Consider the following 26,720-nt stretch of genomic DNA (forward strand, 5'->3'; position numbering starts at 1 on the left):
GACCGTACCTTTCGAGGTGCGGTCCCTCAGTGTTTTCGGGTGCGGGTTCGGTGGGGGCTTGTCGCGCAGTTCCCCGCGCCCCTGAAAGCCCTGTGTCGCTCCCTCTGCCATGAAAAGGCCGTAAGAGATGGCTGATCAGGCGTAGCCGTGGGAATGCCCCTGCTCCAGGGGGCGTTGAAGCGTATGAACACGAGGAGGAGCGGTCACTGTGCTTGATCCGCAGGGTTTGTACGCATGGGAGCCGAAGGGCCTGGCTGTCGTCGACATGGCGCTCGCCCAGGAGTCGGCCGGTCTTGTCATGCTCTACCACTTCGACGGATACATCGACGCGGGTGAGACCGGCGACCAGATCGTCGACCGTGTGCTCGACTCGCTGCCCCACCAGGTCGTGGCCCGCTTCGACCACGACCGGCTCGTGGACTACCGCGCCCGCCGTCCGCTGCTCACCTTCAAGCGCGACCGCTGGACGGAGTACGAGGTCCCCTCGATCGAGGTGCGACTCGTGCAGGACGCCACCGGCGCGCCCTTCCTGCTGCTGTCGGGGCCCGAGCCGGACGTGGAGTGGGAGCGCTTCGCGGCGGCCGTCCAGCAGATCGTGGAGCGGCTCGGCGTCCGGCTGTCCGTGAACTTCCACGGCATCCCCATGGGCGTCCCGCACACCCGCCCCGTAGGCCTCACCCCGCACGGCAACCGCAACGACCTGGTGCCGGGCCACCGCAGCCCCTTCGAGGAGGCGCAGGTCCCCGGCAGTGCCGAGTCGCTCGTCGAGTACCGCCTCCTGGAGGCCGGACACGACGTCCTGGGCGTCGCCGCGCACGTCCCGCACTACATCGCGCGCTCCCCGTACCCGGACGCGGCCCTGACCGTCCTGGAGGCCATCACGGCGGCCACCGGTCTGGTCCTGCCCGGTATCGCGCACGCGCTGCGCACCGACGCCCACCGCACCCAGACCGAGATCGACCGCCAGATCCAGGAGGGGGACGAGGACCTCGTGGCCCTCGTCCAGGGCCTTGAGCACCAGTACGACGCCGCGGCGGGCGCCGAGACCCGCGGCAACATGCTCGCCGAGTCGACAGACATCCCCTCCGCCGACGAGATCGGGCTCGAGTTCGAGCGGTTCCTGGCGGAGCGGGAGGGCGACAACTGAGCCCTGAGGAGTGCGCTGTCAGCGGTACCGCCTAAGCTGCGGCTCATGCTGAAGGTAGGCCTGACCGGTGGGATCGGTGCCGGCAAGAGCGAGGTGTCGCGGCTGCTCGTCGAGCGGGGGGCCGTGCTGATCGACGCGGACCGTATCGCGCGCGAGGTCGTCGCGCCGGGCACGGCCGGCCTTGCGGCGGTGGTGGAGGCCTTCGGGGCCGATGTGCTCACCGCCGACGGCAGCCTGGACCGGCCGAAGCTGGGGGCGATCGTGTTCGCCGACCCCGAGCGGCTCGCCGTGCTGAACTCGATCGTGCACCCGCTGGTGGGCGCCCGCTCCCGCGCCCTGGAGTCGGCCGCCGCCGAGGACGCGGTCGTCGTCCATGACGTCCCGCTCCTCACCGAGAACGGCCTCGCCGCGCTCTACGACGTCGTGGTCGTCGTCGACGCCAGCCCGCAGACCCAGCTCGACCGTCTCGTCCGGCTGCGCGGCATGACCGAGGACGACGCACGCGCGCGGATGGCCGTCCAGGCGACACGCGAGAAGCGCCTGGAGATCGCGGACATCGTCATCGCCAACGACGTACCCCTGGAAGACCTGCGGCAACGCGTGGCGGACGTGTGGGACGAACTCGTACGAAGGGCTCGCGCGTCCCACCCGCCCCAGGGCCGGCCCGGGGCGTCCCAGGAATAGCGGGCCCCTGTCCGGGCGTTGAACCCTTCCAGTGAGGGAAGGACTTTGCCGTGCCCGAGACCAGCGGTTGGACCGGACGTACTCCGGAGACGCATGTCATCGACTTCCGTGCCGCCGAGCAGCTGCTTGCCGCGCGGGATCCGAAGGGCGCGGTGAAGCTGCTCGACCAGGTGATCGCCGCGCACCCCGAGAACACCGCCGCCCGCCTGCTGCGCGCGCGTGCCTTTTTCGCGGCCGCGCAACTGCGGCCCGCCGAGCTGGAGTTCACCGTCGTGCTGGAGCGCGAGCCGGACAACGCGTTCGCGCACTTCGCACTCGCCCGCACCTATGAGCGTCAGGCCCGCCCTGACCAGGCCAAACGCCATTTCCGGCTGGCTGCCGCGCTGGACCCGAACCCGCAGTACCTGAAGGCGGCACGGTTCGAGTCCTGAGCCTCCCTAGGGACGCCGGTTCTCCGGTGGCCGGTACGGCGGGATGTCAGGGCCCGGCTGGTAGTGCGGGCCCTGACGGATGTGGCGGAGGATCAGGGTCAGATCGACGGTGATCACCAGCCACAGCACCCCGCAGGCCGCGGCCCAGCCGGGACGGCCGACGAGGGCGAACGCGGCCGTACCGAAGATCGCCCAGACCAGCCCCCACACGCTCAGCCAGAACCGGGCCCGCAGCGCACTGCGTGCGGTCGTCGGCTCACTGCCCGTACGCATCGGGACCACCACTCCTCTCTGACAACGTACTCCGCGTACCGCTCGCGCACCTCTTACGCTGCGTACTCCTACGCTTCGTACTCCTACGCTTGGTACTCCTTGTACCCCTCGTACTCCTTGCCGGAGGGCGCGTGCTGCCGGACACCGATGAGCTCGCCGAGGTGCTGCTCGACCTCGCGGTACCGCACCAGGACATCAACGCACTCGTCGCGCTGCGCCGGACGGTGGTGGCCGACGCAGGAGCGATGCGGCGCATCGAGGAGTGCGTCGAGGCGCTGGTGCGCGACATGGGGAGGATCGTCGAGTACGGCGACGGGCTGCAACTGGGGGAGCGGGTCGCCGAGGCGCCGGCGGCGCTGCGCCGGTCCTTCGCCGCGTATGTGTTCGTCGCCGCCCTTCCGTACACACGCGCGTACCACCGCGCACGCGGTGTCTCCGCCGACGTCTCCCGGCGCACCCTCACCGACCTCGGCCGGAACATGGCCGTCCACCGCAGACGGCACGGGACGTACGGGGTCCAGTCCCCGCAGTGGCTGGTTCTCCACTTCCGCGGTGAGCTCTACCAGTTGGGGCGACTGCACTTCCAGCGGACGCGGCTCCGGCAGCGGGCGGCGCGCGGGCTCGCGGCGGCCGGGATGGAGACGGCAGGGATGGAGACGGCAGGGATGGAGGCGGCCGGGACGGAGGCGGCTGCCGGGACGCTCTGTCTGGACCTCCACATCCCCGACTACCTCGGCCCGCTGACCCCGGCCGCGTGCGACCGTGCGGTGGCGCTGGCGGGCGCGTTCTTCCGGGCGCACTATCCGGAGGAGGAGTACCGGGCGGCGATGTGCCACTCCTGGCTGCTGGACCCGCAGTTGAAGCGGTATCTGCCCGTGGACTCCCATATCGTCCGCTTCCAGGAGCGGTTCCGGATCGCTCCGCAGGACGCCGAACCGGCCGACACCGAGCCGGTCCAGTTCGTGTTCGGGGACCCGGGGCTGCCGGTGGAGGGGCTGCCGCGGCGCACCTCGGTGGAGCGGGCGGTGGGGGACCATCTGCGGTCGGGCGGGCACTGGTACGTCGGGCACGGGTGGTTTCCGATGCCGACGGGGCGGGGTCACTCCGACGGGTGAAAGTATGCGACCGGGGAACGGGCGTGCGGGTGCGGGCCGTTGGGCGGGCATGGAGCTGAAAATGCGCGAGGGGTATGAGGGCACGGGTCCCGGGGCGATCACTCCGGACGGCTGCGCGGTGGAGCTGTACGCGCGGCTTCCGGTGTACGACGAGCCGGACATCATCGCCGCGGCCGTACCGGCGGGGGCGCACATCCTGGAACTCGGCTGCGGTGTCGGGCGGATGACCCACCCGCTGCTGGAACGGGGGTTCACGGTCACGGCGGTGGACGAGTCCCCCCAGATGCTGGCCCGCGTCCACGGGGCGCGCACGATACGCGGCGCGGTCGAGGACCTGGACCTGGCCGAGACCTTCGACGTGGTGATGCTCGCGTCGTTCCTCGTGCACACCGGCGACGCCGAGGTGCGGCGCGGGATGCTGCGGGCCTGCGCCCGGCATGTGGCGGAGGGCGGGTGTGTGCTGATCCAGCGGGAGGGCGAGGACTACCACACCGACCTGCCCCGCGAGCGGGTCGATCCCAGTGGCTTCACCGTCCGGATGGTGTCGGCGGAGCCGGTCGGGGACGGGGTGAACGCGGTGCGCGCGGAGTACGAGTTCCCGGACGCGGTCTGGACCCAGACGTTCCTGGCGCGGCCGTTGACGAAGGAGCAGTTCGAGGAGGCGCTGCGGGAGGCGGGGCTGAGGGTGGACAAGTATCTGACGGAGGACCGGATATGGGTGCGGGCGGTGCGCACGGAGGAGGCCGGGGCGGCTTAGACGCAGTGCGGTTTGGACGCAGTGCGGTGCCCGGGCGGCGACCGGGGTGAAGTCGCTCGCCGGTGGTGATGAGTTTCGCTCGCCGGGTGGCGATGAGTTTCCGTGCGGGGGTCGGTCTATCTCTGTGACAGCACAACGGACCGCTTCCCACAGGAGACCCCGATGTCCGAGACCACCGCCCCCGTCACCGCCGCCGCCTCCCTCAACTCCGGGACCGGTGCCGTTGTCGCCGAGTCCGCGACCGCCCGCGGCCGTCGCGCCCGGATCGCCCTGCGCACCATTCAGGTGCTGCTCGCCCTGTTCTACGCGTTCGCGAGCGCGCTGCCCAAGCTGATCGCGCATCCCACCGCCGCCGACGCCTTCGCGGAGATGGGCTGGGGCAACGCGGGGATGTACACCATCGGCGCGCTCGAACTCGCCGGTGCGATCGCGCTGTTGATCCCGGTGCTCCAGTCGGTGGCGGCGGTGGCGTTGAGCGGGCTGATGGTGGGCGCCTTCGTGGTCCAGGTCTCCTACTTCGACGGGGAGAACGCCGCGACACCACTCATCCTGATCATCCCCCTGGCCCTCATCGCCTGGGCCCGCCGCAGCCACAACGCACAGCTGCTGCGGCTGCTGCGACGAGGGGCGTGACGGGTGGCTCCGGCCCTGCCGGGCCTCGCCTTCAATCGCCGGACGGACTGGTCGACCCAGCCCGTCCGGCGATTGGGGACGAGGCCCTTCCCGGCGGTCACCGTCCCCCGGCGCGTCCGCCCGTCGCCCCCGGAGGCCCGCCCATGCCCCGCAGCCGCTCCATGTCCCGACGGTCCCGCTTGGTGGGCCGCCCCGCGCCCCGATCGCGGATACCGGCCGGCGCGACGGCCTCGCGCGGCGGAGGCGGCGGGCTGTTGTCGACGTAGCACTGCACGGCGACCGGAGCCCCGACCCGCTTCCGGATGAGGCGCTTGACGACGACGATCCGCTCACGGCCTTCGTGCACCAGACGTACCTCGTCGCCGACGCGGACGGAGTGGGCGGGCTTGACCCGCTCACCGTTCACCCGGACATGCCCGCCCTTGCAGGCGGCGGCACCGGCGGACCGGGTCTTGATCAGGCGGACGGACCAGATCCAGCTGTCGACGCGAACCGTCTCGCCCTGCTGCGGCCCGGCCGCCTCAGCGGCGGCCACCGCGGCGGCGACCTGCGGATCGGTGCCCGTCCTGGCGGTGACCTGCGGGTCCGTGCCGGCTCCGGCAGCGGCCTGCGGATCCTTGCTCATGCCGGCGGCGGCCTGCGGATCGGTGCCCGCTCCGGCAGCGGCCTGCGGATCCGTGCCCGTTCCGGCGCCGGCCGCGACCGGTCTGTCCCCGTTCCCGGTCGGCTCCGTCCCGGTACCGCCCCGGGAGTCCTCGTCGGCGCTCACGCTGTCGCCCACACCGTCCTCCACGCGTTCAGCAGCCATGCCCCGACCTTAGCCGCACGCCCCCACCCGCCCCGACGGGATTTCCCCGCCGAGCCTTGTCGACCCCGCCGACCCCACTGAGCCCCGCCGACGCCGCTGACCCCTGCCGACCTCCGCCGAGCACCGCAGCCCCCCGCGCGCCCGGGATTCCGGGGTGGCCCGGCGAGGGTCGTACGGTGGTGGCGTGGACGCTCTTGCCGATCTCGACCGGCGTATCGCCGGCTGCCGGGCCTGTCCCCGCCTGGTCGACTGGCGTGAGGACGTGGCTCGTACGAAAAGGGCCGCCTTCGCCGACCAGACGTACTGGGGCCGGCCGGTGCCGGGGTTCGGGCCGGCGGACGCCCGGATGCTGATCGTCGGCCTCGCCCCCGCCGCGCACGGCGGCAACCGCACCGGACGGATGTTCACCGGCGACCGTTCCGGTGACGTGCTGTACCAGGCGCTGTACGACATCGGCCTCGCCTCGCAGCCCACGTCGGTCGGCATCGACGACGGGCTCGAACTGCGCGGCGTCCGCGTCACCTCGCCCGTGCACTGCGCCCCGCCCGCCAACAAGCCCACGCCGGGGGAGCGGGACACCTGCCGTCCCTGGCTGGTGCAGGAGCTGAACCTGCTGCGGCCCACCCTGCGGAGCGTCGTCGTGCTCGGCGCCTTCGGCTGGCAGGCCACGCTGCCCGCGTTGGCGGAGGCGGGGTGGGACGTGCCCCGGCCGCGGCCCGGCTTCGGGCACGGGGTGCGGGTGCCGCTCGACGGGATCGAGCTGTTCGGCTGCTTCCACGTCAGCCAGCGCAACACCTTCACCGGCCGGCTGACCCCGGAGATGCTGCGGGACGTGCTGCGCACGGCGGCGGTTTATTGAGGGGACCTGGTCGCCGTACGGGAGTTAGGGTCGTCGGATGCCTCTTTACCCGGAGATCGAACCGTACGACCACGGCATGCTCGATGTCGGAGACGGCAACCGCGTCTACTGGGAGACCTGCGGGAACCCGCGGGGCAAGCCGGCCGTGGTGCTGCACGGTGGGCCGGGGTCGGGCAGCGGGCCGTACTTCAGGCGGCTCTTCGATCCGGCGGCGTACCGGATCGTGCTGCTCGACCAGCGCGGTGCCGGGCGGTCGACGCCGGCGGCGAGCGCGTACGGCACCGACATGAGCGTCAATACGATGCCGCGCCTCATCGCCGACCTGGAGCTGCTGCGGGAGCACCTCGGGATCGAGCGGTGGCTGGTGTGGGGGGTGTCGTTCGGGTCGGTGCTGGGGCTGCGGTACGCGCAGACGCGTCCGGCGGCCGTGAGCGAGGTGGTGCTGACGGGGGTCGCGACCGGGTCGGATGCCGAAGTCGCCCTGCTCACCAGGGGACTTGGGCAGATCTTCCCGGAGGCGTTCAAACGGTTCCTGGCGGAGCTGCCCGCGGGCGAGCGGGACGGCGATCTCGCAGCCGCGTACAACCGGCTCCTCGAGTCACCCGATCCCGAGGTGCGGGCCCGGGCGGCGCGGGCCTGGACCGACTGGGAGACGGCGACCATTCCGGCACCGCCCAGGTCGGTCGAGCGCTTCGAGGATCCGGAGTTCCGCCTCGGCTTCGTCCGTACCGTCACGCACTACTGGGGCAACGGGCACTTCCTGGAGGAGGACGGCGTCGTCCTGCGCGACGCGCATCTGCTGAAGGACGTGCCCGGCACCCTCGTGCAGGGCAGCCTCGACTTCGGCAACCTCGCCGGGATCGTCTGGCGGCTCCATCACGCCTGGCCGGGAAGTGAGTTGGTGGTGATCGACGAAGTCGGGCACAACGCCGGTGCGCCGGGGGTCGCCGATGCCATGGTGTCGGCGACCGACAAGTACGCACGTCAGTGGCTGAGTTCGGCGTCCTCTCCGAACAACTGCCTTACCGTCGACTCGTAGTTGGTCCGCACGTGCGCGAGGGCGTGTGCGCGGGCCAGCTCCGGGTCGCCGGAAGCGATGGCCTCGTACAACTCGCGGTGTTCCACGAGGAGTTGGGGCCATTCCTCGTTGCGCCTGGTCATCCAGCGCAGTCGTCCGGCGACGGGTTCGAGGGCCTCGATCAGCAGGGTGTTGCCGGCCATGGCCACGATCCGGTCGTGCAGCAGGCTGTTGACGTCCGTGATCGTCTCCGCGTCGCCCGCCTCGGTCGCGGTGGCCGCCCGGTCGAGGAGCTGCTCGACCTCGGCCAGGTCCTCGGGGGTCGCGCGGGACGCGGCCAGTCCCGCCGCGTAGACCTCCAGCGCCTCGCGCAGTTCGAAGAGTTCCTGGACGTCCTGCGGGGTCAGGCGTCGTACGACGATCCGGCGCGGTGTCTCGAAGTGGACGAAGCCCTCGGCGACCAGGGCGCGGATCGCCTCACGCACCGGCACCCGGGAGACCCCGAAGCGCTCGGCGAGCTCCCGTTCGACCAGCCGGTCGCCGGGGCGCAGGCCCCCCGCGATGATCTCCTGCCGTAGCGCGGCCAGGACGCGTTCGCGGACGGCGCCCAGGGGTTCGATCTTCGTCGTGGAGCTCATGGAGCCATCTTCGCCGACTCCGGAGGTGTTTTACGGAGCGTTAACAGAGGCGACATCGGTCGGAACGCTTGACGGGAGGACCATGACCGCAGTTTGGTATACCAAACGGCGTTCCAGGCGGTCGCATCCGCCACCCTCCTCCGTCCCCGGCTCATGGAGGCCCCGTGTCCCTCGCCGACCGCACCACAGCCACCGGCGCCCCCGCGTTCGTCCCCGACCCCCGCCTCACCAACGAAGACCTCGCACCCGCCGAGAAGCGGAACTGGAAGGTCTTCGACCTCTTCGCCATGTGGATGTCCGACGTCCACAACCTGGGCAACTACACCTTCGCCGCCGGTCTGCTCGTCCTCGGCATGAACGTGTGGCAGGTCTTCACCTCGCTCCTCGTCGGCTTCGTGCTCATCTACATCGGCATGAACTGGATGGGCAGGATCGGCCAGCGCCACGGGGTCCCCTTCCCGGTCGTCAGCCGCATCAGCTTCGGCGTCTGGGGCGCCAACATCCCGGCCCTCATCCGGGCCGTGATCGCCATCATGTGGTACGGCATCCAGACCTATCTGGCCTCGGTCGCGGTGAACGTGATGCTGCTGGCCGCCTGGCCGGGCCTGGAGTCCTGGACACACAGCTCCTTCCTGGGACTTGACGCACTGGGCTGGGTCTCCTTCCTCTCCCTGTGGCTGATCCAGGCGCTGATCATCAGTCAGGGCATGGAGTCCGTAAGGAAGTTCCAGGACTTCTGCGGTCCGGCGATCTGGATCGTCATGATCGCGCTCGCGGTCTGGGTGCTCGCCAAGGCCGACTGGACCATCTCCCTCACCACCACCCCGCACCCGGTGTCGGTCGGCGAGCAGTGGCGCCAGTGGTTCGGCGCGATCGGCCTGATCCTCGCCACCTACGGCACGCTGATGCTCAACTTCTGCGACTTCTCCCGCTTCGCGCCGGACTACAAGACCGTCCGCCGCGGCAACTTCTGGGGTCTGCCCATCAACTCCACGGCCTTCGTGGTCGTTTCGGTGATCGTCACCGCCGGTTCGCTGGAGGTGTTCGGCGAGGCCATCACCGACCCGGCCGAACTGGTGGCCAAGGTCGGCAACACCTGGGTCCTGGTCGTCGCGGCGCTCACCTTCGCCATCGCCACCATGGGCGTCAACATCGTCGCCAACTTCGTCTCACCGGCGTACGACCTCGCCAACGTCTGGCCGCAGAAGATCAACTTCAAGGTCGGCGGCATGATCAGCACGGTCGCGGCGCTGCTCGTGACCCCCTGGAACCTCTTCTCGAACCCGACCGTCGTCAACTACTTCCTCGGCGGCCTCGGCGCCTTCCTGGGCCCGCTGTTCGGCGTGATCATGCTCGACTACTACTGGGTCAAGAAGGGCCGCGTGGACGTGAACGAACTGTTCGACGGCGCCCCCGGCTCCCGCTACTACTACAAGAAGGGCGTCAACCCCAAGGCGCTGTGGGCGTTCCTGCCGTCGGCGGGTGTCGCGGCCGTCCTCGCCCTGGTGAAGACGTTCAGCGACGTGGCCCCGTACTCCTGGTTCATCGGCACGGCACTGGCGGCCGGACTGTACGCGCTGCTGTGCCGGAGCGAGCGTACGGCTGCGGCTACGCCCACCGAGGCTGTGGAGGTCTGACGGAAGTGCGGATCGTCGTCACCAACTGCAACACCACGCAGCGGATGACCGAGGAGATCGTACGAGGTGCCCGGGCCGCGGCAGGTCCGGGCACCGCCGTGACCGGGCTGACACCGCAGTGGGGGCCCGAGTCGGCCGAGGGCTGGCTCGACAGCTACCTGTCGGCGGCCGCGGTGATCGACCTCTTGCGGACCTACGAAGGCCCCGCGTACGACGCGGTCGTCATGGCCGGTTTCGGAGAGCACGGGCGGGAAGGGGTCCGGGAGTTGGTCGACGCCCCCGTCGTCGACATCACTGAGGCGGCGGCTCATCTGGCCTGTCTGCTCGGCCGGCGGTACGGGGTGGTCACCACGCTGGAACGCTCCTGCGGCCAGATCGAGGACAGCCTGGAACTGGCGGGCGTGGGCCGCAACTGCGCCGCGGTGGTGGGAACGGGGCTCAGCGTCCTGGAACTCGGCGACGCGGACCGTACGGAGGCCGCCTTCGTGGCCGCCGCGGAGAGGGCGATCGCCGCGGGCGCCGAGGTACTGGTACTGGGCTGCGCCGGCATGACAGGGCTACAGCGGGCGGTGAGCGAGAAGCTGGGGCTGCCGGTGGTCGACGGGGTGGGGGCCGCGGTGAAGCTTGCGGAGTCGCTGGTGGGGCTGGGGTTGGGGACGAGCAGGGTGGGGGGGTATGCGCGGCCGCTGCCCAAGCGGCGGGGGTGGGGGCGGGCGGTGGGGTGAGGGGTGGTTGATCGGGGGTGTGTGGTGAGGCTTTCCGGTCGGGGGTGCCTGGGCCGGTGGGGCGCCGCCGGCGGGGTGAGCCTGGCGTGGTTCGGTCAGGTGTACGGCCGGTCGGGATGCGGTACGGCCGCACACTTCCGTCGGGACGAATCGCCGCCCTGCGTCCCTGGCACGTCCTGGTGCTCGGCGGCGGGAACGGAGTCGCCGGTGTCCATCGTCGAACCGGACGCCGTCGCCCAGGTGGTGGCGGGCTGCACCCAGGTCGTGGCCGACGACCGCTATGTCCTGCTCGCCTACGCCGTCGACCGCTTCAAGCGGCGCCCGCACACCCGCGTGTATCTCGACGCGGGCAACTCCGGCTGGATTCCCGAGGCTTGGCGGCTCGTCGCCCCCCCTGACGGCGGCGGGCGTCGCCCAGGCCGACGGGGTCGCGCTCAACGTCCCGGCACCGACAGCTGGTGCAATCCACCCGGCCGTGCGCTCGGCGTGCCCCCGACGACAAGTACAGGCCACCGTCTCCTCGACGCCTACCTGTGGATCAAACGGCCGGGGCCCGGAGCGCCCGTACCTGAAGGCCGTCAGGCGCCGTGGCTGTCTTCCGTCACGGCCGCCACACGTACCGCACGTCCGGCTCCCGCTCCTCGTTCCCGCTGCCGTCCGTGTACTCGACGGCGACGAAACCGTGCCGCTCGTAGAAGCGGTGGGCGGGCTTGTTGACCTGGAAGGTCCACAGGTGCAGCCCTTGCGGACCGCGCTCCTTGGCGAGTGCGACGAACCGGTCCCCGATGCCGTGCCCGCGCCGGTCGGGGGCGAGGTAGAGCTGGGAGAGGAGGTCGCCGTTGAGCACCATGACCCCCACGATCTCCCGGTTTCCGGGATCGGTTGTCTCCGCGACCCATGTCTCCCGCAGCGGTACGACGACGTCCCGGAAGTACTCCCGCACCTCGTCGTCGGACCGGGGTCTGACCACGCTCGGCAGCGCGGCGGCGAAGGAGCGCAGCCAGACGTCGGCGGTGGCGGCGGCGTCGGGTGCGGTGGCACGCCGAATGGTGACGTTCGATTCGCTACTCATCGTGCCTCTTCCGGGACCGCGGCCGTCGCCGTGATCTCCACCAACTGACCGCTGTACCCGAGACAGGCCACACCGATCAGCGTCGACGAGTGCGGCCCGGTACTGAGCCCGGACGCCTCGACGACCTCCCAGACGGCGGAGAGCACCGAGGTCTCGCCACTCACCACATATACGTCGGTGTACAGCACGTGCGCCAAGCCGCTGCCGATCGCCCGCAGTTGCTCCTCCAGGTTCGCGATCACCTGCTCGGCCTGCCGTACGGGGTCCCCCTCGCCGACGATCCTGCCCTCGGCGTCGAGCGGCACGGACCCGGCGAGAAACGCGAGCTTCGTGCCGGCCTCCACGACGGAGGCGTGGGAGTAGGTGGGCGGCGGGAAGAGAGCGGGGGCGGTGACGCGCCGGATCAAGGGGGCTCCAGGACTGGGTGGAGGGCGGACGACCTCGCGATCATCCAAGCCTCGGTAGCCGGGCCGCATCCGATTTTCGTGCCGGGCGCGGCTGTCCTGGACAAGCCGAGGTCGCTCCCTGGATAACCGGTCGACAGCCCGGCCCACTGCTGTCAGCCTTCCGGCATGCGTGACAAGCAGCTGGGACGCTTCACGGCAGCCGACTTCTAGCGGTCCACCGGAAGTTCCGGTGGCCCCAGGAGGTCCGCCATGTCACGTACCGTTCACCACGTCCCCAGCAGGCACCGCATCCTGCCCGCCTTCTGGCCGCTAGGCCTGCCGGGCCCGTGGACCGGCAACGCGGTTGCCGAACTCCGCTACTCCCACGCGGAGTTCAGCCGCGCCCGACGCGAGGGACGTCGCCCCGTACCGATACTCGTCGTACGCAGCTTCACCTCGTACACCTACTCCCGCGCCATGAACGAGCGCCGGAACTCCCCGTACGAACGCCGGGCCCGAGCGGCGCTCCAGGCCTTTCGAAGCGCCGCCCGCACACATCTGCGCGCGGCGCCCGCAGGCGCGCTGTCACGGTGGGCCGAAACCCTGGACCACCCGCCGACCCGCCACCGCCACCGTGACCTGTGGGAGGCCTGAGTGGAGCGAGCCCGGGCTCGACGCACTCGCCCTCCCCTCCCGTCCCCAGGCATGTCATGACGGCGGAGGACCGAACCCCCGCTCGCGCAGCTGCTGTTCGCACTCCCGCGCGAGATCCGGATACGCCTCGGCGATGGCCGCGTAGACCTTGCGCCGCAGCAGCTCCTCCGCGGTCGCGCGGCCGGTGCTTCCGTAGAGGCCGTCGAGGAGTTCGTCGTAGCGGGTCAGCCCGTGCCGGAGGTAGTTCACCTTCCACCGGGCGAGTGCGCCGGGCTCGGCGTTCTCGAGCGTGGCGGGATCCGGTACATGGTCGGACCGTTCGTACACCCGCTCCCGGTCTCTGTGATTGCGATGCTCGACCGCTGCCGCCGCGAGCCGTTCTGGCGCCAGGTGAGGTACGTCGACCGGTTCCGCCGCGATCCGTGCCAGTACCTCCCGGCGTCTGCGCGCTGCGGCGGCCCGCGCCGCGGCGGACCGCCGCAGTGCGGCTGCCGCGGCGGTGCGGAACTCGTCGCTCCGCTCGGCGGCCGCGATCCGCTCCACGCGGTAGAGCCGGGTCCGCGGTGCGGTCCGGAAGTACGGGTTGGTACGCAACAGATCCGGCTCGCCCAGCAGTTGGTGCACCATTCCGGCGGTCCAGCCCCTGGCTCGCAGCCCGGCCGCGGACAGATGGGTACGGTTCGGATCAGAGGGCGTGGCAGTGCCATCGTCCCGTTCGTGATCCCTGGCGTGCGTCGCCATGCCTGTTTCCCCCGTCGATGTGACACTGAGTGACGAGTTCATTGATAACGCGCACCACTGACAACGGGTGGACGGGAGGCCTCCGAATCGGGTCGGCCCTCCCGGCAGCGAGTTCCGCTCACGCGTAATCGCGTGGAAAGTACCTCGCCCGGCTTCGTACCCTGCCCCCATGCCGTCCCTCTCCGACGCCGCCTTCCTCGACACCGTCGCCGACCGTCTCGCCGCGCTCCCCACGGTCCGGGCGGTGGCCCTCGGCGGTTCCCGGGCGCAGGGCACCCACCGCCCGGACAGCGACTGGGACCTGGCCGTCTACTATCGCGGCCCCTTCACCGCCGCCGACCTGCGCGCCGTCGGCTGGGAAGGGGAGGTGTCGGAGGTCGGCGGCTGGGGCGGCGGAGTCTTCAACGGCGGCGCGTGGCTGACCGTCGACGGGCGGCGGGTCGACGTCCACTACCGCGACCTCGACGTCGTCGAGCACGAGCTGGCGGAGGCGGAGCTAGGCCGGTTCCACGTCGAGCCGCTGCTCTTCCATCTCGCGGGAATCCCGAGCTACTTGGTGGTGGCCGAGCTGGCGATCAACCGGGTGCTGCGGGGGGACCTGCGGCGCCCGGACGGGTACCCGGAGAAGCTCCGCCGCGCCGCGAGTGAACGTTGGCACGGCACGGCCCGGGCCACCCTGGCCTATGCCAAGTCCGCACACGCGCCGGCCGGCCGGGTCACCGAGCTTGCCGGCGCCCTCGCCACGGCTGCGGCGCAGACCGCCCACGGAGTGCTCGCGGCACGCGGCGAGTGGGTGACCAACGAGAAGCGACTCCTGGAACGGGCCGGACTGCGAACCGTGGACGGCATCGTCGCGTCCCTCTCCGCGGAGGCGGACCCGGAGTCCCTGATCCAGTCGGCCACCCGAGCCGAAACGGTCTTCGAGACAGCGAGCCGCGACAGCGCCGCGGGTCTCTAGGAGGGAGCTGGACGTTCGGCGTACGCCCGCGGGCCGGGCAGTTCGCGGTTCTGCGTGCGAGTGTCGGTACGGGGGTGTCCGTCGTCCTCGCCGGGCGGCCCAGTGCGCACAGTTGACGGCGTTCCCACCCGAATAACCCTTCGAAATACCGCCGTTCTCGCTGCTAACGTCCCCCACGTGGCAAAACTCAACCAGATCATCGCAGTGGAGAAAGGCGTCAAGTCCAAGGCGCACCAGGACCTGACGGCCGCTCATCACGGGTTGCAGAAGCCCGCGTTGCTGGCCGGTATCTCGCGTACGTATCAGCCGAAGGACGAGGAGGGCGAGCAGTTGCCGCCCGAGTCGACGCGGGTACAGGTGAAGGCCGAGGACGTGCTGCGGGACACCGCGGCCACGCTGACGCGGCTGTTCGATGTGACCGCCACCAAGGACTGGGCCAATTGTGAGGCCCGTGCGGATGTGACCGTGGACGGGCGCGTGCTGGTCGCCGATGTGCCTGTGTCTTATCTGCTCTTCCTCGAGAAGCAGCTCGTCGATCTCAATACCTTTGTGCGGAAGCTGCCCGTGCTCGATGCCTCCGAGGCGTGGGTGCAGGACCCGTCCACGGACTCCTGGAAGACCGAGCCCGTGCGGACGCTGCGGACCAAGAAGGTGCCTCGTAACCATGTGAAGGCCGAGGCCACCGAGAAGCATCCCGCCCAGGTCGAGGTCTACTACGAGGACATTCCGATCGGGTACTGGACCACCGTGAAGTTCTCCGGCGCCCTTCCCGCCCGGCGCGTCAACGAACTCCTCGGCCGTGTCGAGAAGTTGCAGCAGGCCGTGAAGTTCGCCCGGGAAGAGGCCAACGGCGCGGATGTCGTCGACCAGCGGGTCGGGGACGCCGTGTTCGGTTACCTTTTCGGATAACACAGCACGGATATCACACCCACAGACCCCCCGGTCCTTGTGACCGGGGTGCGCGAGGAGCGCAAGCTGAAACTGAAGTTTGTCGTGATGAAGCGGTGTCAGGTCCAAGAACCGGCCGCGGTAAATCTCAGACTCTCGCTCCAGATTCAGTATTCGCCGTCGATCGCCGGATCGACCGGGCCCAGACCCAGGGCGTCGAGATGCTGGTTCAAGTCCAGTCCGCACAGCTCGATGTGCGGTGGTCCAAAGGCAGGACGCGACGACATGATGACTGATCTGGGTTCTCAAGCGTGCCGGCGTGCGAAATGGACGGCATCACTCAGGGCCCGGGGGCAGGCTACGCCCTCGGGCCCGCTCCCGTTTCCGGGCCCCCCGGGCAGTTGAGTTCATAAAGAAACCGGCTCCCCGGCCAACCGTCACATCCCCGAAATACGACCGTCCCATTTCCTCCTCGCACGCGATCTACTGTGGACACCGACCGCCCGGCCACCGTCGCCCGAAGGCACCCACCCCGCCCTCGACCAGCCGACAGGAGCCCAGTGTCACGTCCGTTCGCCCTCCCGCCCTGGCTCGCCCACACCCTGCGCACCCAGCGCGGCCCCGTCCCCTGGAACGCCGTCCTGCGCGGCGCCCTCTCCGCCGGGCCCCTCCTGCTCGCCGCCGTGCTCACCGACCGCACCTCCCTCGGTGTCGTCGCCGCCATCGCCGCGATGCTCGCCGGCATCAACGACCGGCCCGGCAGCAGGCGCGCCTCCGTGCAGCGGATCGGGGTCCCGGCGCTGGCCGGCGCGCTGGGGATGCTCGTCGGGACGTATGCCGGACAGCAGGTCTCGGCCATACCGCTCACCCTCCTCCTCACCGGGCTCGGGCTGGTCGCGGGTGGCATGAGTGCCGTCGGGCCCGTCGCCTCCGGTGCGGGGACACAGCTGCTGGTCGCCTCCGCCATCGGGGCCGGCATGCCCCTGCCGGAGGCGGGCTGGCAGCGGGCGCTCGGCTATCTCGCCGGTGCCGCCTGGCTGCTCGGGCTACGGCTGGCCCTGCCCACGCCCGGATCCCTCGCCGGCGACTTCCGGTTCGACGGGGAGCGGGCGGCGGTCGCGGGGGTGTACGACGCCGTCGCCGACCTTCTCGACGCTGTCGGCGCCGAGCACGCCACCGCCCGGCGCGCCGCCCTCACCGCCGCTCTCGACCACGCGCAGGACGCCCTCGCCGGACCCCGGCTGCGGCAGCACGCCAGTTCCGCCGCCGAGCGCCGGCTGCACGCGCAGTACGCCGCCGCCCTTCCGCTCGCCGAGGCCGCCACCGCGCTCGCCTGGGCGGGCGAAGCGCTGACCGGGCGGGCCGGGCAGGCCTCGGCCGGGCCCCGACGGCTCTCCACCGCCGTACGCGAGAACACGCACACCGGGCCGCTGCCCGCGCCCAGCCGGTCCGCTCCCGCCCTGCGCGCGCTCGACGACGCCCTGCTGCACGCCGCCGAGGCCTTCGACCGGGGCAAGGGCGAGGATCTGCACACCCGTCGGCGCGGGGCCGGCGATCTGCTGCGGGCCGCGTTCGGCAGCGGCGGGCGGGAGTACGGACTCCGGGTCGCCCTCTGCTTCGGGGCCAGCGCCGCCATCGCCCAGGCCCTGCACCACTCCCACTGGTACGGGGAGCACGAGCACTGGTACTGGCTGCCCGCCACCGCCGTCTTCCTCGTCAAGCCGGATCTGGGGCCGCTGGTCTCGCGGGTGCTGTGCCGGGCCGCGGGGACAGTCCTCGGCGCGCTCGTGTTCGCCGCCTTCGCCCTCGTACTGCCCCGTCCCGAGGGGCTCATCGCGCTGGTCGCCGTGAGCGGGGCGCTCATCCCCGTCGCCACCCGGCACTTCGCCGCCCAGACCGCCGTGGTCACCGTCCTCGTGCTGGCCCTGGTCATGGTCGGCGGCGAACCGCAGGCCTCCGTGAGCCGGATCGGCGAGACACTGCTGGCCTGCGCCCTCGTGCTGGTCGTGGGGCATCTGCCGATGCCGGGGCAGCGCGGCGGGGGAGTACGGGCCCGGCTCGGCGCGGCGAGCGAGGCCGCCGAGGCGTATCTCGCACACGTCCTGCACGAGACGGACCCGGACGGGGACAGTCGTGGCGTCGGCCCGGGCGCGGACAGTCGTGGCGTCGGCCCGCGCACGGACAGCTGTGGTGTCGGCCCGCGCACGGACGGCCGTGGCGTCGGCCCGCGCACGGACAGTCGTGGCGTCGGCCCGGGCGCGGACGGCCGTGGTGTCGGCCCGCGCACGGACAGCCGTGGCGTCGACTCGCGCACGGACAGCCGTGCCGTCCGCTGGACGCTTCGCCGCGAGGCCTATCGCACGCTCGCCGAAGCGCGTACCGCCATCGCCCTCGCCGCCGCCGAACTCCCCTCGCTCGCCCGGCACTCGGAGGGCGCGGGCGACGTCGTCGCCGTACTGGAGGAGCTCGTCGACACGACCACCGCGTGCGCCGTCCACCTCGACGACACGGGCCGGCTCACCCCCCGGCACACCGAGCGCCTCGCAGAGCTGGTGCGCGAACTCGCCGGTGACCGCGCCCACTTGGGCGTACGGCTCCCGGAACTTCCGCTGGCCGGCTAGCCGATCCGCACCCACACGGGCGCGTGGTCCGACCCCGGCGCCCCCTGCCGTTCCGCGGGACGAAGCGGGTCCACGGACGGCAGATCGGGCGCCACCTCGTCCGGCAGGCCCGTGCCCGCCTCCGTCACCCGGTGGACGAGGTGGTGGCTGAGCAGGATGTGGTCGATCAGTTCGCGGCGCCCGGAGTTGACGCGGGAGAAGCGCCGCGCGGCCGGGATCAGCGGGGCCACGTCCCACAGTCGCAGCGCGTCGCCCCCGTCCGGCCGGTCGAAGCCGGGCGTGCCGATCTCCGAGCCGGGCGGGCCGAGCAGGATCTGCGTGGTCGCCGCCTGCACCTCGTCGTTCAGATCCCCCAACACCACCACGTCCCGCTGCCGACCGTCGCCCGTCAGCAGTACGTCCGCCAGCGCACGCAGCGCCGTCGCCTCCGCCGCTCGCCGGTACAGCGCGTACGCCCCGTAGCGCGCCCGCTCCCCCTCGTCGCGCGGCTGGAAGCGGCCGTCCGGATACGACAGCAGCTTCGACTTGAGATGGCAGACCGCCGCCCGCAGGGGGCCGGTGTCCGTCACCGTCTCCACCGCCAGGAAGCCGCGGCCCGCCTCGGCGACCGCGCCGCCCTCGTCGTCCGCCTGGACCGGGCGCAGCGGCGGCGGGAACGCGGCGGTGTCGGACAGGACCGTCAGCGGCGTACGGCTGAGGAAGCCGACCCGGATGCCTCGGCTGTCCGGGTGCTGGGAGAGCGCGGTGTGCCAGTCGCCGCCCACCAGGCCGGCCAGGTCCCGCAGCGCTTCCGGCTCCCCGACCTCCTGCACGCCCAGCAGCGTGGGGCCGAGCTGCGTGATCGTGGTGGCGAGGGCGGCCAGCTTCGTCTCGTACGCGGCCTTGTCGGCCGGGCCGAACGGGCCGCCGGGACGGTAGAGGTTCTCCAGGTTCCAGGTGCCGATGAGCATGCCGGTCCCCCTTCCGGGCACGGTGGTCAGGCCAGGGTGCTCGTCCGGGCGGCGCCACGACAGAGTCGCGACAGGATGCGCGGTTCGGCTCACCCGACCCGAGGACCACGCCGTACGTTGGCGTGATGACCGACTCTCCCGCCGACCTCGTCATCACCGGATGCACCGTCCTCGTCCACGACGACCAGGAGCGCGTCGGGTTCGAGGAGAACGCCACCATCGTCGTACGCGACGGAGTCATCGAGTCCGTCACCACGGCCCGTGAACAGCCGCCGGCCACCGAACACATCGACGCCCGTGGGCAGGTGGCCATGCCCGGGCTCGTCAACTGCCACACCCACGCTCCCATGGTCGCGCTGCGCGGTGTCGCCGAGGATCTGCCGACCGAGGAGTGGTTCAACGATGTCGTATGGCCGATCGAGTCCAATCTGACCGAGCGGGATGTGGAGTCGGGGGCCCGGCTCGCCTGCGCGGAGATGATCCGCGGGGGCGTCACCTGCTTCGCCGACCACTACTTCTCGATGGACGCCGTCGCCTCCGTGGTCGAGGAGTGCGGCATCCGGGCCCATCTCGGTGAGGCCTACTTCTCCTCCCAGGGGCCGCAAGGGCGGGAGAGATCGCTGGAGTTCGCGCTCCGGCACCGCGGCGGCGCAGCCGGCCGCATCACCACCGCCCTCGCCCCGCACGCCCCCTACACCGTGGACGACGCCGACCTCGCCGCCACCGCCGAACTCGCCCGCGCCCACGGACTGCCCGTCCACCTCCACGCCGCCGAGAACCGTGACCAGGCGGAGGCAAGTCTCCAACGGCACGGCGTCACCCCCATCGAGGTCCTGGCCCGCACCGGCATCCTCGACACCGACGTCCTCATCGCCCACGGTACCGGCATCCTCGACCGTGACCTGCCGGTTCTCGCCGAGGCGACCGGCCGGGTCAGCGTGGCCACCGCACCCCGCGGCTACCTCAAGTTCGCCTGGCCCACCACCACACCGGTCCGCGCCCTGCACGACCTCGGCATCCCCGTCGGCCTCGCCACGGACGGCGCCGCCTCCAACAGCTCCCTCGACGTGTGGGAGTCGATGGCGCTCACCGCGCTCGTCCAGAAGTCCACGACCGGCGACCCGCGGTGGCTGACCTCCCGCCAGGCCCTGCACCACGCCACCCTCCAGAGCGCCCGCGCGATCGGACTCGGCGACACCCTCGGCACCCTCGCCCCCGGCCGCCGCGCCGACCTCGTCCTCGTCGATCTCACCGGGCCGCACACCCAGCCCGTCCACGACCTGGCCGCCACCCTCGTCCACAGCGCCCGCTCCTTTGACGTCCGCACGACGATCGTCGACGGACGGGTCCTGATGCGCGACCGCGAGCTGCTGACCATCGATGTGGCGGCGGTGGTAAGGGAGTTGGGGGAGCGGCTGCCCTCCCTTCTGGACCGCAGTCACGGCAGGCGGATCCAGGAGTACGACACCTGAGGGCCGCGCGGAAAAAACTTCCCGGCACAGCGATGAGTTCCGCCCCTGCCCTCGGTCACCACCCCGAACGGACCGTTGCACAGGAGGGGTCATGTCGCTTCCGGAGGTCGTCTCGCGTGATGAGTGGCGCGCGGCGCGTGGGGAACTGCTGGTCAGAGAGAAGGCCGCCACGCGGGCGCGGGACGCGCTCAACGCCGAGCGGCGTCGGCTGCCCATGGTGGAGATCGAGGAGGAGTACCTCTTCGAGGGCGGCGACGGGAAGGCGACGCTGCTCGATCTCTTCGAAGGGCGGTCCCAACTCGTCGTCTACCACTTCATGTTCGCGCCGGACTGGGACGCGGGCTGCCGCAGCTGCTCGGCGTTCCTGGACCAGATCGGGCATCTGGCGCATCTGAGGGCGCGGGGGACGACGTTCGCGGCGGTGTCCCGGGCGCCGTACACCAGGATCCTGCCGTTCAAGGCGCGGATGGGCTGGACCGTGCCCTGGTACTCGTCGTACGGCGGCGAGTTCAACCGTGACTTCGAGGTGACCCTGGAGCGTGACGGGGAGCTGGTCGAGCGGCCCGGCCTCAGCTGCTTCCTGCGGGAGCGCGATCGTGTCTTCCACACCTACTCGACCTATGAGCGAGGACTGGACGGGCTCGGCTCGACGACCAGTCTCCTGGACCTCACCGCGCTGGGCCGCCAGGAGGAGTGGGAGGAACCGGAGGGGCGTGCGTCGGCACTGGGGGCGCCCGCGGGGAGCGAGCGCATTCGCTATCACGACGAGTACGACGACTGACCGGCGAGCACGAGTGATGACCGTGATGTCCGGCAGGCACGAGTGATGACCGGAGAGTGCGAGTAATGACGCGGACGGTTACGGAAGTGACCGTTCGGTAACCGGTTTCTCACGCTGCGCGTTGAACCGGTGTCAGCTACGTCTCAGTCCCGCAACTCAGCGAGCCGTTCCGCCTCTCCAGAGCGTTAACTCCTACAAGAAGGACGCTTGATCGGAGGTGCAGGATGGTGAACGGGCGAAGAGTGCTCGAGCGCTTTCCCGCCGGTGGGCCGCGTGGCTCCTGGCCCGCTGAGGAGTTCGCGCACGCGCGGCGGATGGAGGGCACGCCCGCCGAGGTCGTGATGGACCTCGCCACGGACGCGTTCCTCGTCGTGGTCCCCGGAGACACGGCGGTCAGCTCGCCTTCGGTGCTGTGAACTGGTCCGCCTGGAGCGAGTACAGCTCCGCGTAGACCCCACCGGTCGCCAGCAGCTCCTCCGGCGTGCCGGACTCCACGAGGCGGCCCTGCTCCAGGACGTGCACCAGATCGGCGTGGCGTACGGACGCCAGCCGGTGGGTGATCAGCACGACCGTCTGGCCGGTGCCCGCCAGAGCGCGGATCTTCTCGAAGACCTCCAGCTCGGCCCGCGCGTCCAGAGCCGCCGTCGGCTCGTCCACGATCAGGATCCGGCCGCGCCGGTAGGCCGCCCGCGCGATGCCGAGGCGCTGCCACTGCCCACCCGAGAGTTCGTGCCCGCCGCTGAAATGGCGGGCCAGCAGCGTGTCCAGGCCGCGCGGCAGATCCGCCACCACCTCCTCGGCCCCGGCCTCGGCGATCGAGTCGGCCATCCGCTCCTCGGTCAGCGGTGCCGCCGACCGGCCGACCGCCACATTGACCCGGGCCGTGAACGGCCAGCGCTTGAAATCCTGCGCCACCATCGCGATCCGCTCGGCGAGCAGCCGCCGGTCCGCGTCCGCGGTGTCCGTCCCGTCCCACAGGATGCGGCCCCGGTCCGGTTTGTAGAGCCCGGCCAGCAGCTTCACCAGGGTCGTCTTGCCCGAGCCGTTCTCACCGACCAGCGCCACGATCCGGCCGAAGGGCAGGGTGAGGGTGACGTCGTCGAGCGCCGGGCGGGTGGACTCGCCCGGATAGCTGAACGTGACGTTCTCGAAGCGGATCTCCCGCGGGTCCTCGGGCAGCTCCCGTCCGCCGACCGGGATGGCCCGCCGCTCTGCCTCGACGTACAGCCGCTGGAGGTCGCCGACGAAGAGGGCCTCCTGATGGAGCTGGTTCACCTCCAGGACCAGGCTGTCCAGGCTGGCCGAGCCGGAGCGGATCGCGATCACGGCCGTACCGGCCACCGACAGCGCGCCCGCGAGCAGCAGACCGCCAAGGGTCGCGTACGTCGCCACCGTCGCGAGGCCCGTCCAGAACGCCGCGATCAGCCCGGTACGGGCCGCGAGCCGCGCCAGCCGGGCCTGCTCGGCCTCCGCCGCCTCCGACATCGCCCGGTAGTGGTGGAGCAGGAAGGGGCCGACGCCGTGCACCCGGATCTCCGGGGCCGCCGTCGGTTCGGTGAGCAGCTCGCTGAGGAGATGACCGGCGCGGGCGTGCTGCACCCAGGTGTGGAAGGACTCGTACCGGCGCCGGGCGATCGTCAGGGCACTCCACGCGCTCGGCAGGGTCATGGTCATCAGCAGCGGCAGCAGGGCCGGGTGCAGCACGGTCAGTACGCCGGCCGCCGCGATCAGCGAGATGCCCGCGTTCATGACCCGGGTGGCGTAGCCGATCATGCGGCGTGCGGAGGAGGCCCCGTACTGGGCGGTGTCCAGCAGTTTGTGGAAGGCGTGGTCCTCGATCGCGGCCAGCTCGACCGCCGCCGCCCGCTCCAGATACCGCTCGGTCGCCACCCGCTCGACCTTGGGTTCCAGGCGCCCGGTGGCGTATGTCGACGCGGCCCGCAGCAGCGCCGCCACCAGCATGACCGCCGTCATGGTGGCCAGGGCGGGCACGGCGCCCCGTAGCCGGTCCTCGATGGCACCGCCGCGGATCAGCCGCCCCAGCACACTGTTCACGGCCAGCAGACTCACCGCCTGCGCCGCGCCCCGGCCCGCCTCGGCGGCGAGCACGATCTTCGCGGCCCGCCGGTCGGCCTGCCAGGCGAGCCGGAAGCTGAGCGACAGCAGCGCGGGCAGCTGCCGCACCATCTCCCAAAAGTTCAGCTGGAGCCGGGCGTCGGAGTGGCTGTTCCAGCCCGTGTCGTAGCGCAGCGGACCACCGAAGAGCAGCCGCTCAGACTCCGACACCTCGGCCTGTTCGGCGCCGCGCTTTGTGCCCACCGTCGACCTCCCCCGATCCTGGACGGACGGCCACTATCTCGGGAGGGGGCAGTCAGGGGGCAGGGCGCGGAGGGGAGGGGCGGTTGCGCGCGGGCGTACGCCTTCACGGGGGCACGGGGGCACGGGGGCACGGGGGCACGGGGGCACGGGGGCACGGGGCCACCGGGTCACGGGGGCGCGGGGCGGCCCGGCCGCATGGAGACGGAGGCTCAGGCGCTGACCGGGCGTGACCAGGCCGGCGTCGTCCCCGTCAGCCGGCACAGGGCCAGATACAGGGGGATCGGCGGGGTGTAGGGGACCGTGCCCTCCGGCTTGTGGATGAGGCCGGGGGTGCCCGGGGTGTCGGGAACGATCGCTCCGGTGGCGTAACGCGCGGGCGCGGGCCACTCCAGGGCGTAGTCGGAGTCTGACGGAACGATCCACCACCAGTGCGCCTCGTCGGCGTACACGCATCCGACGCGCGGCAGCCGGGGCATCACCAGCGGGCCGAAACGGGCGGGTACGGCCACCGCGTCGCAGCCCAGCGGGGCCGTCATGCCGTCGGGTACGAGGAGCCGTCGGGGGGCGACCGGCGTGTGCAGTCCCCGCCGGAGGCGGACCAGCGTGTCCAGGGTCATGACCTGGCCGCCGGTCGCAGCCCTCAGAGCCATGGGCCCCCCGTCCCGTGGTGCGGTGCCGATCCGTGGTGCCGGGATGTGCCGTGGTGCCGGGCTTCCGCCCCGTCGTACCGGACTTCCGTGCCGTCGTGCCAGGGAGCCCCGTAGTGCAGGGTCTCGGGGCCGTCGTGCCGGGGCCTGCCGAGATGCCAGGTCTCGGCGGCGGGGTGGCGGGGGGCGCCGTCGTGCCGGGGGTCGGCGGCGGAGTGACGGGGGACGCCCTCATGGCGGGTATCCGGCCCGTCGGGCCTGGGTATGCCGTCGAGCCGGGTTCTCACGCCGTCGTGTCGCGAGGTCACGCCCTCGTGTCGGGGGGCCGCGCCGTCGTGCCGCGGGGTTGCACCCTCGTGTCGCGGGGTCACGCCCTCGTGTCGGGGGGTGGTGCCGTCGTGCCGTGGGGTCGCGCCCTCGTGTCGTGGGGTCGCGCCCTCGTGTCGGGGGGTGGTGCCTTCGTGTCGCGGGGTGGCGCTGCCGCGCCCGGGTATCGCGTCGCCGCTCCCAGGTATCGCGCGGCGCCATGTGTCGCCCTCGTGCCGTGCTTCCGGCTCGTCGTCCTCGTCGCCCGGGCCGTCGGCGGGGCCGGGCTTGGGGCGGGCTCCCCAGCCCAGGTCGTTCCGGGGGCCGAGGTCGGTGTCCGGGGCGTCGCCCTGGCGGGGCAGGTCAGCCCAGACCAGGAGGCCGGGGCCGTGCTCATGGGTGCCCCAGGAGTGACACAGGGCGTCGACGAGAAGCAATCCCCTCCCGTGCTCCTCCTCGCCCCGCGGTGCGCAGGGGTGGGGCTCACCCGGGGCGCAGCCCTCGTCGCGCACGGCTATGCGCACCAGGTCCTCGCCGTCGTGGAGCTCGCAGACTATGTGTCTGCTCGCCGTGTGCACGATGGCGTTGGTGACCAGCTCGGAGACGACCAGGGCGGCCGTGTCGCAGGTGTCCTCGCAGACCGCCCAGCCGTTCAGCCGGGCGCGCGTCAGCCGTCTGGCCTGGGCGGCGGAACCCGGATGTGCGGCCAGCTCGAACCGGAACCGGCGCTCGGCAGCGGGCCCCGCGGGGCGGCCGACTCCCGATGCGGCACCGAGGCTGTGGGGGCCTGCGGCAGCGTCTGTTCCTAAGGGCGCGGACGGAATCACGCTTGCCACTATCGCCCCGCCGTGAACACTTGGCAAGTGTCACTCTGAAAATTGCAGAGTGCTGTGTGACGGTCTGGAAGGCCGTGGCACACTGCTCGCAACAGCATGCCGAGCGGCGCCAGTTGAGATCACCGGAGATCCGACCAGGTCTTCGAATAGGTCTTCGAATGGCGCCGCCCGGCTGTCAGGATTCTTTTAGTCAGGTTTTTACCGGGACTCCGAGCCCCGGGGGACACCCATGGGAGGTGGAGGGTGAGCGAGCCGCGGTCCGCGCCGACGGTCGGCCAGGTCGTCCTCGGCCGGCGCCTGCTGGACCTGCGCGAGCGCGCCGGTCTCAAGCGCGAGGAGGCCGCCAAGGTCCTCCGCGTCGCCCCCGCCACCGTCCGCCGCATGGAGATGGCCGAGGTCGGCCTCAAGATCCCGTACCTCCAGCTGCTCCTGAAGTCCTACGGCGTCTCCGAGGAGGAGGCCGACGCCTTCGTGCAGCTGGCCGAGGAGGCCAACAAACCCGGCTGGTGGCAGCGGTACCACGACATCCTGCCCGGCTGGTTCTCGATGTACGTCAGCCTTGAGGGCGCCGCCAGCCTCATCCGGTCCTACGATCCGCACTTCGTGCCCGGGCTGCTCCAGACCGAGGACTACGCCCGCGGTGTCCTGAAGTCGGGGGCCATCGGCCAGACCCGGCCCGAGGACATCGAGCGGCATGTCGCGCTGCGAGTACAACGCCAGGAACTGCTCACCCGTCCCGATGCCCCCCGTTTCTGGGCGGTCATCGACGAGACCGCGCTGCGCCGCCCGGTCGGCGGCCCGGAGGTGATGCGTGCCCAGATCGACAGGCTGCTCGAGGCCACGAAGCTGCCCAACGTGACGCTACAGGTCGCCCCGTTCGCCAACGGGCCGCACCCCGGCACGTACGGGCCCTTCGTGCTGTTCCGATTCGCCGTGCCGGAGCTTCCGGACATGGTTTACAGCGAGTACCTGACCGGCGCCGTCTATCTCGACGCGCGCGCCGAGGTGGCGACCCACCTTGAGGTCATGGACCGCACGGCGGCGCAGGCCGCTACGGCACATCGCACGAAGGAGATCCTCCGGGATCTCCGCAAGGAGCTGTGAATGGATCGCATCAAGCCGCGCATACCGGTCTACAACGGCATGCCCGCGCGGGAGTTGGGCAGCGAGGGCTGGCACAAGCCGTGGAGCGGCGGCAACGGCGGCAACTGCCTGGAGGCGATGAAGCTCGCCGACGGCCGGATCGCCGTCCGCCAGTCGACCGACCCGGACGGCCCGGCGCTGATCTACACCAGCGACGAGATGACGGCCTTCATCGAGGGCGCGAAGGCGGGGGAGGCCGACTTCCTGCTGTCATGACGTGA

The 26,720-nt window shown here is 71.4% G+C and carries 29 protein-coding genes and 1 pseudogene; 20 read left to right on the plus strand and 10 right to left on the minus strand.

Going from position 1 to position 26,720, the window contains the following annotated elements:
• Positions 1-208: 208 nt before the first annotated feature.
• From OG866_RS32825 to OG866_RS32835, 3 genes are read left to right on the plus strand one after another with little or no spacing between them, the layout of a single operon-like run.
• Positions 209-1,147: a PAC2 family protein gene (locus tag OG866_RS32825; protein WP_329340347.1), complete on the plus strand. Its 939-nt coding sequence runs from the start codon at positions 209-211 to the stop codon at positions 1,145-1,147.
• A gap of 45 nt (positions 1,148-1,192) precedes the next feature.
• Positions 1,193-1,831 carry a dephospho-CoA kinase gene (coaE, locus tag OG866_RS32830; RefSeq protein ID WP_329340349.1) on the plus strand — a complete coding sequence of 213 codons (639 nt, stop codon included), beginning with the start codon at positions 1,193-1,195 and terminating at the stop codon, positions 1,829-1,831.
• A 50-nt stretch (positions 1,832-1,881) separates the two neighbouring features.
• The gene (locus OG866_RS32835; RefSeq protein ID WP_329340350.1) at positions 1,882-2,262 is read left to right on the plus strand and encodes a tetratricopeptide repeat protein; all 381 of its coding nucleotides are present in this window, start codon (positions 1,882-1,884) and stop codon (positions 2,260-2,262) included.
• Positions 2,263-2,268: 6 nt separating this feature from the next.
• On the opposite strand, the gene OG866_RS32840 is transcribed toward OG866_RS32835, so the two are convergent.
• Entirely contained in the window at positions 2,269-2,535 is a 267-nt protein-coding gene (locus OG866_RS32840) for a DUF6343 family protein (RefSeq protein WP_329340351.1), read from the minus strand.
• A 131-nt stretch (positions 2,536-2,666) separates the two neighbouring features.
• On the opposite strand from OG866_RS32840, the gene OG866_RS32845 reads away from it, so the two are divergent.
• From OG866_RS32845 to OG866_RS32855, 3 genes are all read left to right on the plus strand, one after another.
• Entirely contained in the window at positions 2,667-3,650 is a 984-nt protein-coding gene (locus OG866_RS32845; protein WP_329340353.1) for an acyltransferase domain-containing protein, read from the plus strand.
• Between the two features lie 61 nt (positions 3,651-3,711).
• Complete coding sequence (locus OG866_RS32850) at positions 3,712-4,407, plus strand: class I SAM-dependent methyltransferase (RefSeq protein ID WP_329340354.1); 696 nt, start codon at positions 3,712-3,714, stop codon at positions 4,405-4,407.
• 162 nt (positions 4,408-4,569) lie between these two features.
• On the plus strand, positions 4,570-5,040 hold the full coding sequence (locus OG866_RS32855) for a DoxX family protein (protein ID WP_329340355.1): 471 nt from the start codon (positions 4,570-4,572) through the stop codon (positions 5,038-5,040).
• A gap of 97 nt (positions 5,041-5,137) precedes the next feature.
• On the opposite strand, the gene OG866_RS32860 is transcribed toward OG866_RS32855, so the two are convergent.
• Positions 5,138-5,665, minus strand: coding sequence for an RNA-binding S4 domain-containing protein (locus OG866_RS32860; protein WP_443063669.1), 528 nt, complete (start codon positions 5,663-5,665; stop codon positions 5,138-5,140).
• Positions 5,666-6,032: 367 nt separating this feature from the next.
• Between OG866_RS32860 and OG866_RS32865 the strand changes: the two genes are divergently transcribed.
• Both OG866_RS32865 and pip read left to right on the plus strand, forming a co-directional pair.
• The gene (locus OG866_RS32865) at positions 6,033-6,707 is read left to right on the plus strand and encodes a uracil-DNA glycosylase (protein WP_329340358.1); all 675 of its coding nucleotides are present in this window, start codon (positions 6,033-6,035) and stop codon (positions 6,705-6,707) included.
• 37 nt (positions 6,708-6,744) lie between these two features.
• A complete protein-coding gene (pip, locus tag OG866_RS32870; protein ID WP_329340360.1) occupies positions 6,745-7,746 on the plus strand; it encodes a prolyl aminopeptidase in 1,002 nt (333 codons plus the stop codon).
• On the opposite strand, the gene OG866_RS32875 is transcribed toward pip, so the two are convergent.
• Positions 7,692-8,363, minus strand: a complete 672-nt coding sequence (locus OG866_RS32875; protein ID WP_329340362.1) for a GntR family transcriptional regulator — start codon at positions 8,361-8,363, stop codon at positions 7,692-7,694. The genes pip and OG866_RS32875 overlap by 55 nt on opposite strands.
• Positions 8,364-8,527: 164 nt before the next feature.
• On the opposite strand from OG866_RS32875, the gene OG866_RS32880 reads away from it, so the two are divergent.
• The 3 genes from OG866_RS32880 to OG866_RS32890 all read left to right on the plus strand — a co-directional run bounded on the left by OG866_RS32880 (position 8,528) and on the right by OG866_RS32890 (position 11,442).
• A complete protein-coding gene (locus OG866_RS32880; protein ID WP_329340364.1) occupies positions 8,528-10,000 on the plus strand; it encodes an NCS1 family nucleobase:cation symporter-1 in 1,473 nt (490 codons plus the stop codon).
• A gap of 5 nt (positions 10,001-10,005) precedes the next feature.
• Positions 10,006-10,725 carry an aspartate/glutamate racemase family protein gene (locus OG866_RS32885; RefSeq protein WP_329340366.1) on the plus strand — a complete coding sequence of 240 codons (720 nt, stop codon included), beginning with the start codon at positions 10,006-10,008 and terminating at the stop codon, positions 10,723-10,725.
• A gap of 264 nt (positions 10,726-10,989) precedes the next feature.
• Positions 10,990-11,442: a glycoside hydrolase family 6 protein gene (locus OG866_RS32890; protein ID WP_443063670.1), complete on the plus strand. Its 453-nt coding sequence runs from the start codon at positions 10,990-10,992 to the stop codon at positions 11,440-11,442.
• Here OG866_RS32890 and OG866_RS32895 read toward each other — a convergent pair.
• Complete coding sequence (locus tag OG866_RS32895) at positions 11,327-11,797, minus strand: GNAT family N-acetyltransferase (protein ID WP_329340370.1); 471 nt, start codon at positions 11,795-11,797, stop codon at positions 11,327-11,329. The two genes, OG866_RS32890 and OG866_RS32895, sit on opposite strands and share 116 nt — an antisense overlap.
• A complete protein-coding gene (locus tag OG866_RS32900; RefSeq protein ID WP_329340371.1) occupies positions 11,794-12,204 on the minus strand; it encodes a RidA family protein in 411 nt (136 codons plus the stop codon). The genes OG866_RS32895 and OG866_RS32900 overlap by 4 nt, the downstream gene beginning before the upstream one ends.
• Positions 12,205-12,453: 249 nt before the next feature.
• Here OG866_RS32900 and OG866_RS32905 point away from each other — a divergent pair, with 249 nt between their 5' ends.
• Positions 12,454-12,837 (plus strand): hypothetical protein, encoded by a 384-nt coding sequence (locus OG866_RS32905; RefSeq protein WP_329340373.1) that lies wholly within the window; start codon positions 12,454-12,456, stop codon positions 12,835-12,837.
• Between the two features lie 54 nt (positions 12,838-12,891).
• On the opposite strand, the gene OG866_RS32910 is transcribed toward OG866_RS32905, so the two are convergent.
• Positions 12,892-13,464: a hypothetical protein gene (locus OG866_RS32910; RefSeq protein WP_329340375.1), complete on the minus strand. Its 573-nt coding sequence runs from the start codon at positions 13,462-13,464 to the stop codon at positions 12,892-12,894.
• A gap of 283 nt (positions 13,465-13,747) precedes the next feature.
• Here OG866_RS32910 and OG866_RS32915 point away from each other — a divergent pair, with 283 nt between their 5' ends.
• The 3 genes from OG866_RS32915 to OG866_RS32925 all read left to right on the plus strand — a co-directional run bounded on the left by OG866_RS32915 (position 13,748) and on the right by OG866_RS32925 (position 18,045).
• Positions 13,748-14,536, plus strand: a complete 789-nt coding sequence (locus OG866_RS32915) for a nucleotidyltransferase domain-containing protein (protein ID WP_329340377.1) — start codon at positions 13,748-13,750, stop codon at positions 14,534-14,536.
• A 177-nt stretch (positions 14,537-14,713) separates the two neighbouring features.
• Complete coding sequence (locus OG866_RS32920; protein WP_329340379.1) at positions 14,714-15,445, plus strand: DUF7873 family protein; 732 nt, start codon at positions 14,714-14,716, stop codon at positions 15,443-15,445.
• A gap of 539 nt (positions 15,446-15,984) precedes the next feature.
• The gene (locus tag OG866_RS32925; protein ID WP_329340381.1) at positions 15,985-18,045 is read left to right on the plus strand and encodes an FUSC family protein; all 2,061 of its coding nucleotides are present in this window, start codon (positions 15,985-15,987) and stop codon (positions 18,043-18,045) included.
• Here OG866_RS32925 and OG866_RS32930 read toward each other — a convergent pair.
• Positions 18,042-18,995, minus strand: coding sequence for an endonuclease/exonuclease/phosphatase family protein (locus OG866_RS32930; protein ID WP_329340383.1), 954 nt, complete (start codon positions 18,993-18,995; stop codon positions 18,042-18,044). The genes OG866_RS32925 and OG866_RS32930 overlap by 4 nt on opposite strands.
• Before the next feature lie 125 nt (positions 18,996-19,120).
• Between OG866_RS32930 and OG866_RS32935 the strand changes: the two genes are divergently transcribed.
• The 3 genes from OG866_RS32935 (at position 19,121) to OG866_RS32945 (ending at position 21,664) form a co-directional block, all read left to right on the plus strand.
• The gene (locus tag OG866_RS32935; protein ID WP_329340385.1) at positions 19,121-20,467 is read left to right on the plus strand and encodes an amidohydrolase; all 1,347 of its coding nucleotides are present in this window, start codon (positions 19,121-19,123) and stop codon (positions 20,465-20,467) included.
• Positions 20,468-20,558: 91 nt separating this feature from the next.
• On the plus strand, positions 20,559-21,248 hold the full coding sequence (locus OG866_RS32940) for a DUF899 domain-containing protein (RefSeq protein WP_329340387.1): 690 nt from the start codon (positions 20,559-20,561) through the stop codon (positions 21,246-21,248).
• A gap of 224 nt (positions 21,249-21,472) precedes the next feature.
• A complete protein-coding gene (locus OG866_RS32945; RefSeq protein WP_329340389.1) occupies positions 21,473-21,664 on the plus strand; it encodes a hypothetical protein in 192 nt (63 codons plus the stop codon).
• On the opposite strand, the gene OG866_RS32950 is transcribed toward OG866_RS32945, so the two are convergent.
• The 3 genes and pseudogenes from OG866_RS32950 to OG866_RS32960 all read right to left on the minus strand — a co-directional run.
• Positions 21,642-23,567, minus strand: a complete 1,926-nt coding sequence (locus OG866_RS32950; RefSeq protein ID WP_329340390.1) for an ABC transporter ATP-binding protein — start codon at positions 23,565-23,567, stop codon at positions 21,642-21,644. The genes OG866_RS32945 and OG866_RS32950 overlap by 23 nt on opposite strands.
• Before the next feature lie 209 nt (positions 23,568-23,776).
• Positions 23,777-24,217, minus strand: coding sequence for a hypothetical protein (locus OG866_RS32955; RefSeq protein WP_329340391.1), 441 nt, complete (start codon positions 24,215-24,217; stop codon positions 23,777-23,779).
• Positions 24,218-24,753: 536 nt separating this feature from the next.
• Positions 24,754-25,383: pseudogene (locus OG866_RS32960) on the minus strand (ATP-binding protein); the annotation flags it as partial.
• Positions 25,384-25,599: 216 nt separating this feature from the next.
• Between OG866_RS32960 and OG866_RS32965 the strand changes: the two are divergent.
• Together OG866_RS32965 and OG866_RS32970 are read left to right on the plus strand one after the other, a co-directional pair.
• Positions 25,600-26,460: a helix-turn-helix domain-containing protein gene (locus OG866_RS32965; protein WP_329340393.1), complete on the plus strand. Its 861-nt coding sequence runs from the start codon at positions 25,600-25,602 to the stop codon at positions 26,458-26,460.
• Positions 26,461-26,715, plus strand: a complete 255-nt coding sequence (locus OG866_RS32970) for a DUF397 domain-containing protein (protein ID WP_266828603.1) — start codon at positions 26,461-26,463, stop codon at positions 26,713-26,715. It begins immediately after the preceding gene.
• Positions 26,716-26,720 lie beyond the last annotated feature (5 nt).

Source organism: Streptomyces sp. NBC_00663, from assembly GCF_036226885.1.
GTDB lineage: Bacteria > Actinomycetota > Actinomycetes > Streptomycetales > Streptomycetaceae > Streptomyces.

Excerpts from the sequence above, each read along its gene's own strand:
- OG866_RS32935 (WP_329340385.1), top strand. The coding sequence starts at position 19,121 with ATGACCGACTCTCCCGCCGACCTCGTCATCACCGGATGCACCGTCCTC.
- OG866_RS32850 (WP_329340354.1), top strand. The coding sequence starts at position 3,712 with ATGCGCGAGGGGTATGAGGGCACGGGTCCCGGGGCGATCACTCCGGAC.
- OG866_RS32840 (WP_329340351.1), bottom strand. The coding sequence starts at position 2,535 with ATGCGTACGGGCAGTGAGCCGACGACCGCACGCAGTGCGCTGCGGGCC.
- OG866_RS32945 (WP_329340389.1), top strand. The coding sequence starts at position 21,473 with ATGGTGAACGGGCGAAGAGTGCTCGAGCGCTTTCCCGCCGGTGGGCCG.
- OG866_RS32860 (WP_443063669.1), bottom strand. The coding sequence starts at position 5,665 with ATGAGCAAGGATCCGCAGGCCGCTGCCGGAGCCGGCACGGACCCGCAG.
- OG866_RS32955 (WP_329340391.1), bottom strand. The coding sequence starts at position 24,217 with ATGGCTCTGAGGGCTGCGACCGGCGGCCAGGTCATGACCCTGGACACG.
- OG866_RS32905 (WP_329340373.1), top strand. The coding sequence starts at position 12,454 with ATGTCACGTACCGTTCACCACGTCCCCAGCAGGCACCGCATCCTGCCC.
- OG866_RS32930 (WP_329340383.1), bottom strand. The coding sequence starts at position 18,995 with ATGCTCATCGGCACCTGGAACCTGGAGAACCTCTACCGTCCCGGCGGC.
- OG866_RS32875 (WP_329340362.1), bottom strand. The coding sequence starts at position 8,363 with ATGAGCTCCACGACGAAGATCGAACCCCTGGGCGCCGTCCGCGAACGC.
- OG866_RS32940 (WP_329340387.1), top strand. The coding sequence starts at position 20,559 with ATGTCGCTTCCGGAGGTCGTCTCGCGTGATGAGTGGCGCGCGGCGCGT.
- OG866_RS32915 (WP_329340377.1), top strand. The coding sequence starts at position 13,748 with ATGCCGTCCCTCTCCGACGCCGCCTTCCTCGACACCGTCGCCGACCGT.
- pip (WP_329340360.1), top strand. The coding sequence starts at position 6,745 with ATGCCTCTTTACCCGGAGATCGAACCGTACGACCACGGCATGCTCGAT.
- OG866_RS32970 (WP_266828603.1), top strand. The coding sequence starts at position 26,461 with ATGGATCGCATCAAGCCGCGCATACCGGTCTACAACGGCATGCCCGCG.
- OG866_RS32855 (WP_329340355.1), top strand. The coding sequence starts at position 4,570 with ATGTCCGAGACCACCGCCCCCGTCACCGCCGCCGCCTCCCTCAACTCC.
- coaE (WP_329340349.1), top strand. The coding sequence starts at position 1,193 with ATGCTGAAGGTAGGCCTGACCGGTGGGATCGGTGCCGGCAAGAGCGAG.
- OG866_RS32910 (WP_329340375.1), bottom strand. The coding sequence starts at position 13,464 with ATGGTGCACCAACTGCTGGGCGAGCCGGATCTGTTGCGTACCAACCCG.
- OG866_RS32895 (WP_329340370.1), bottom strand. The coding sequence starts at position 11,797 with ATGAGTAGCGAATCGAACGTCACCATTCGGCGTGCCACCGCACCCGAC.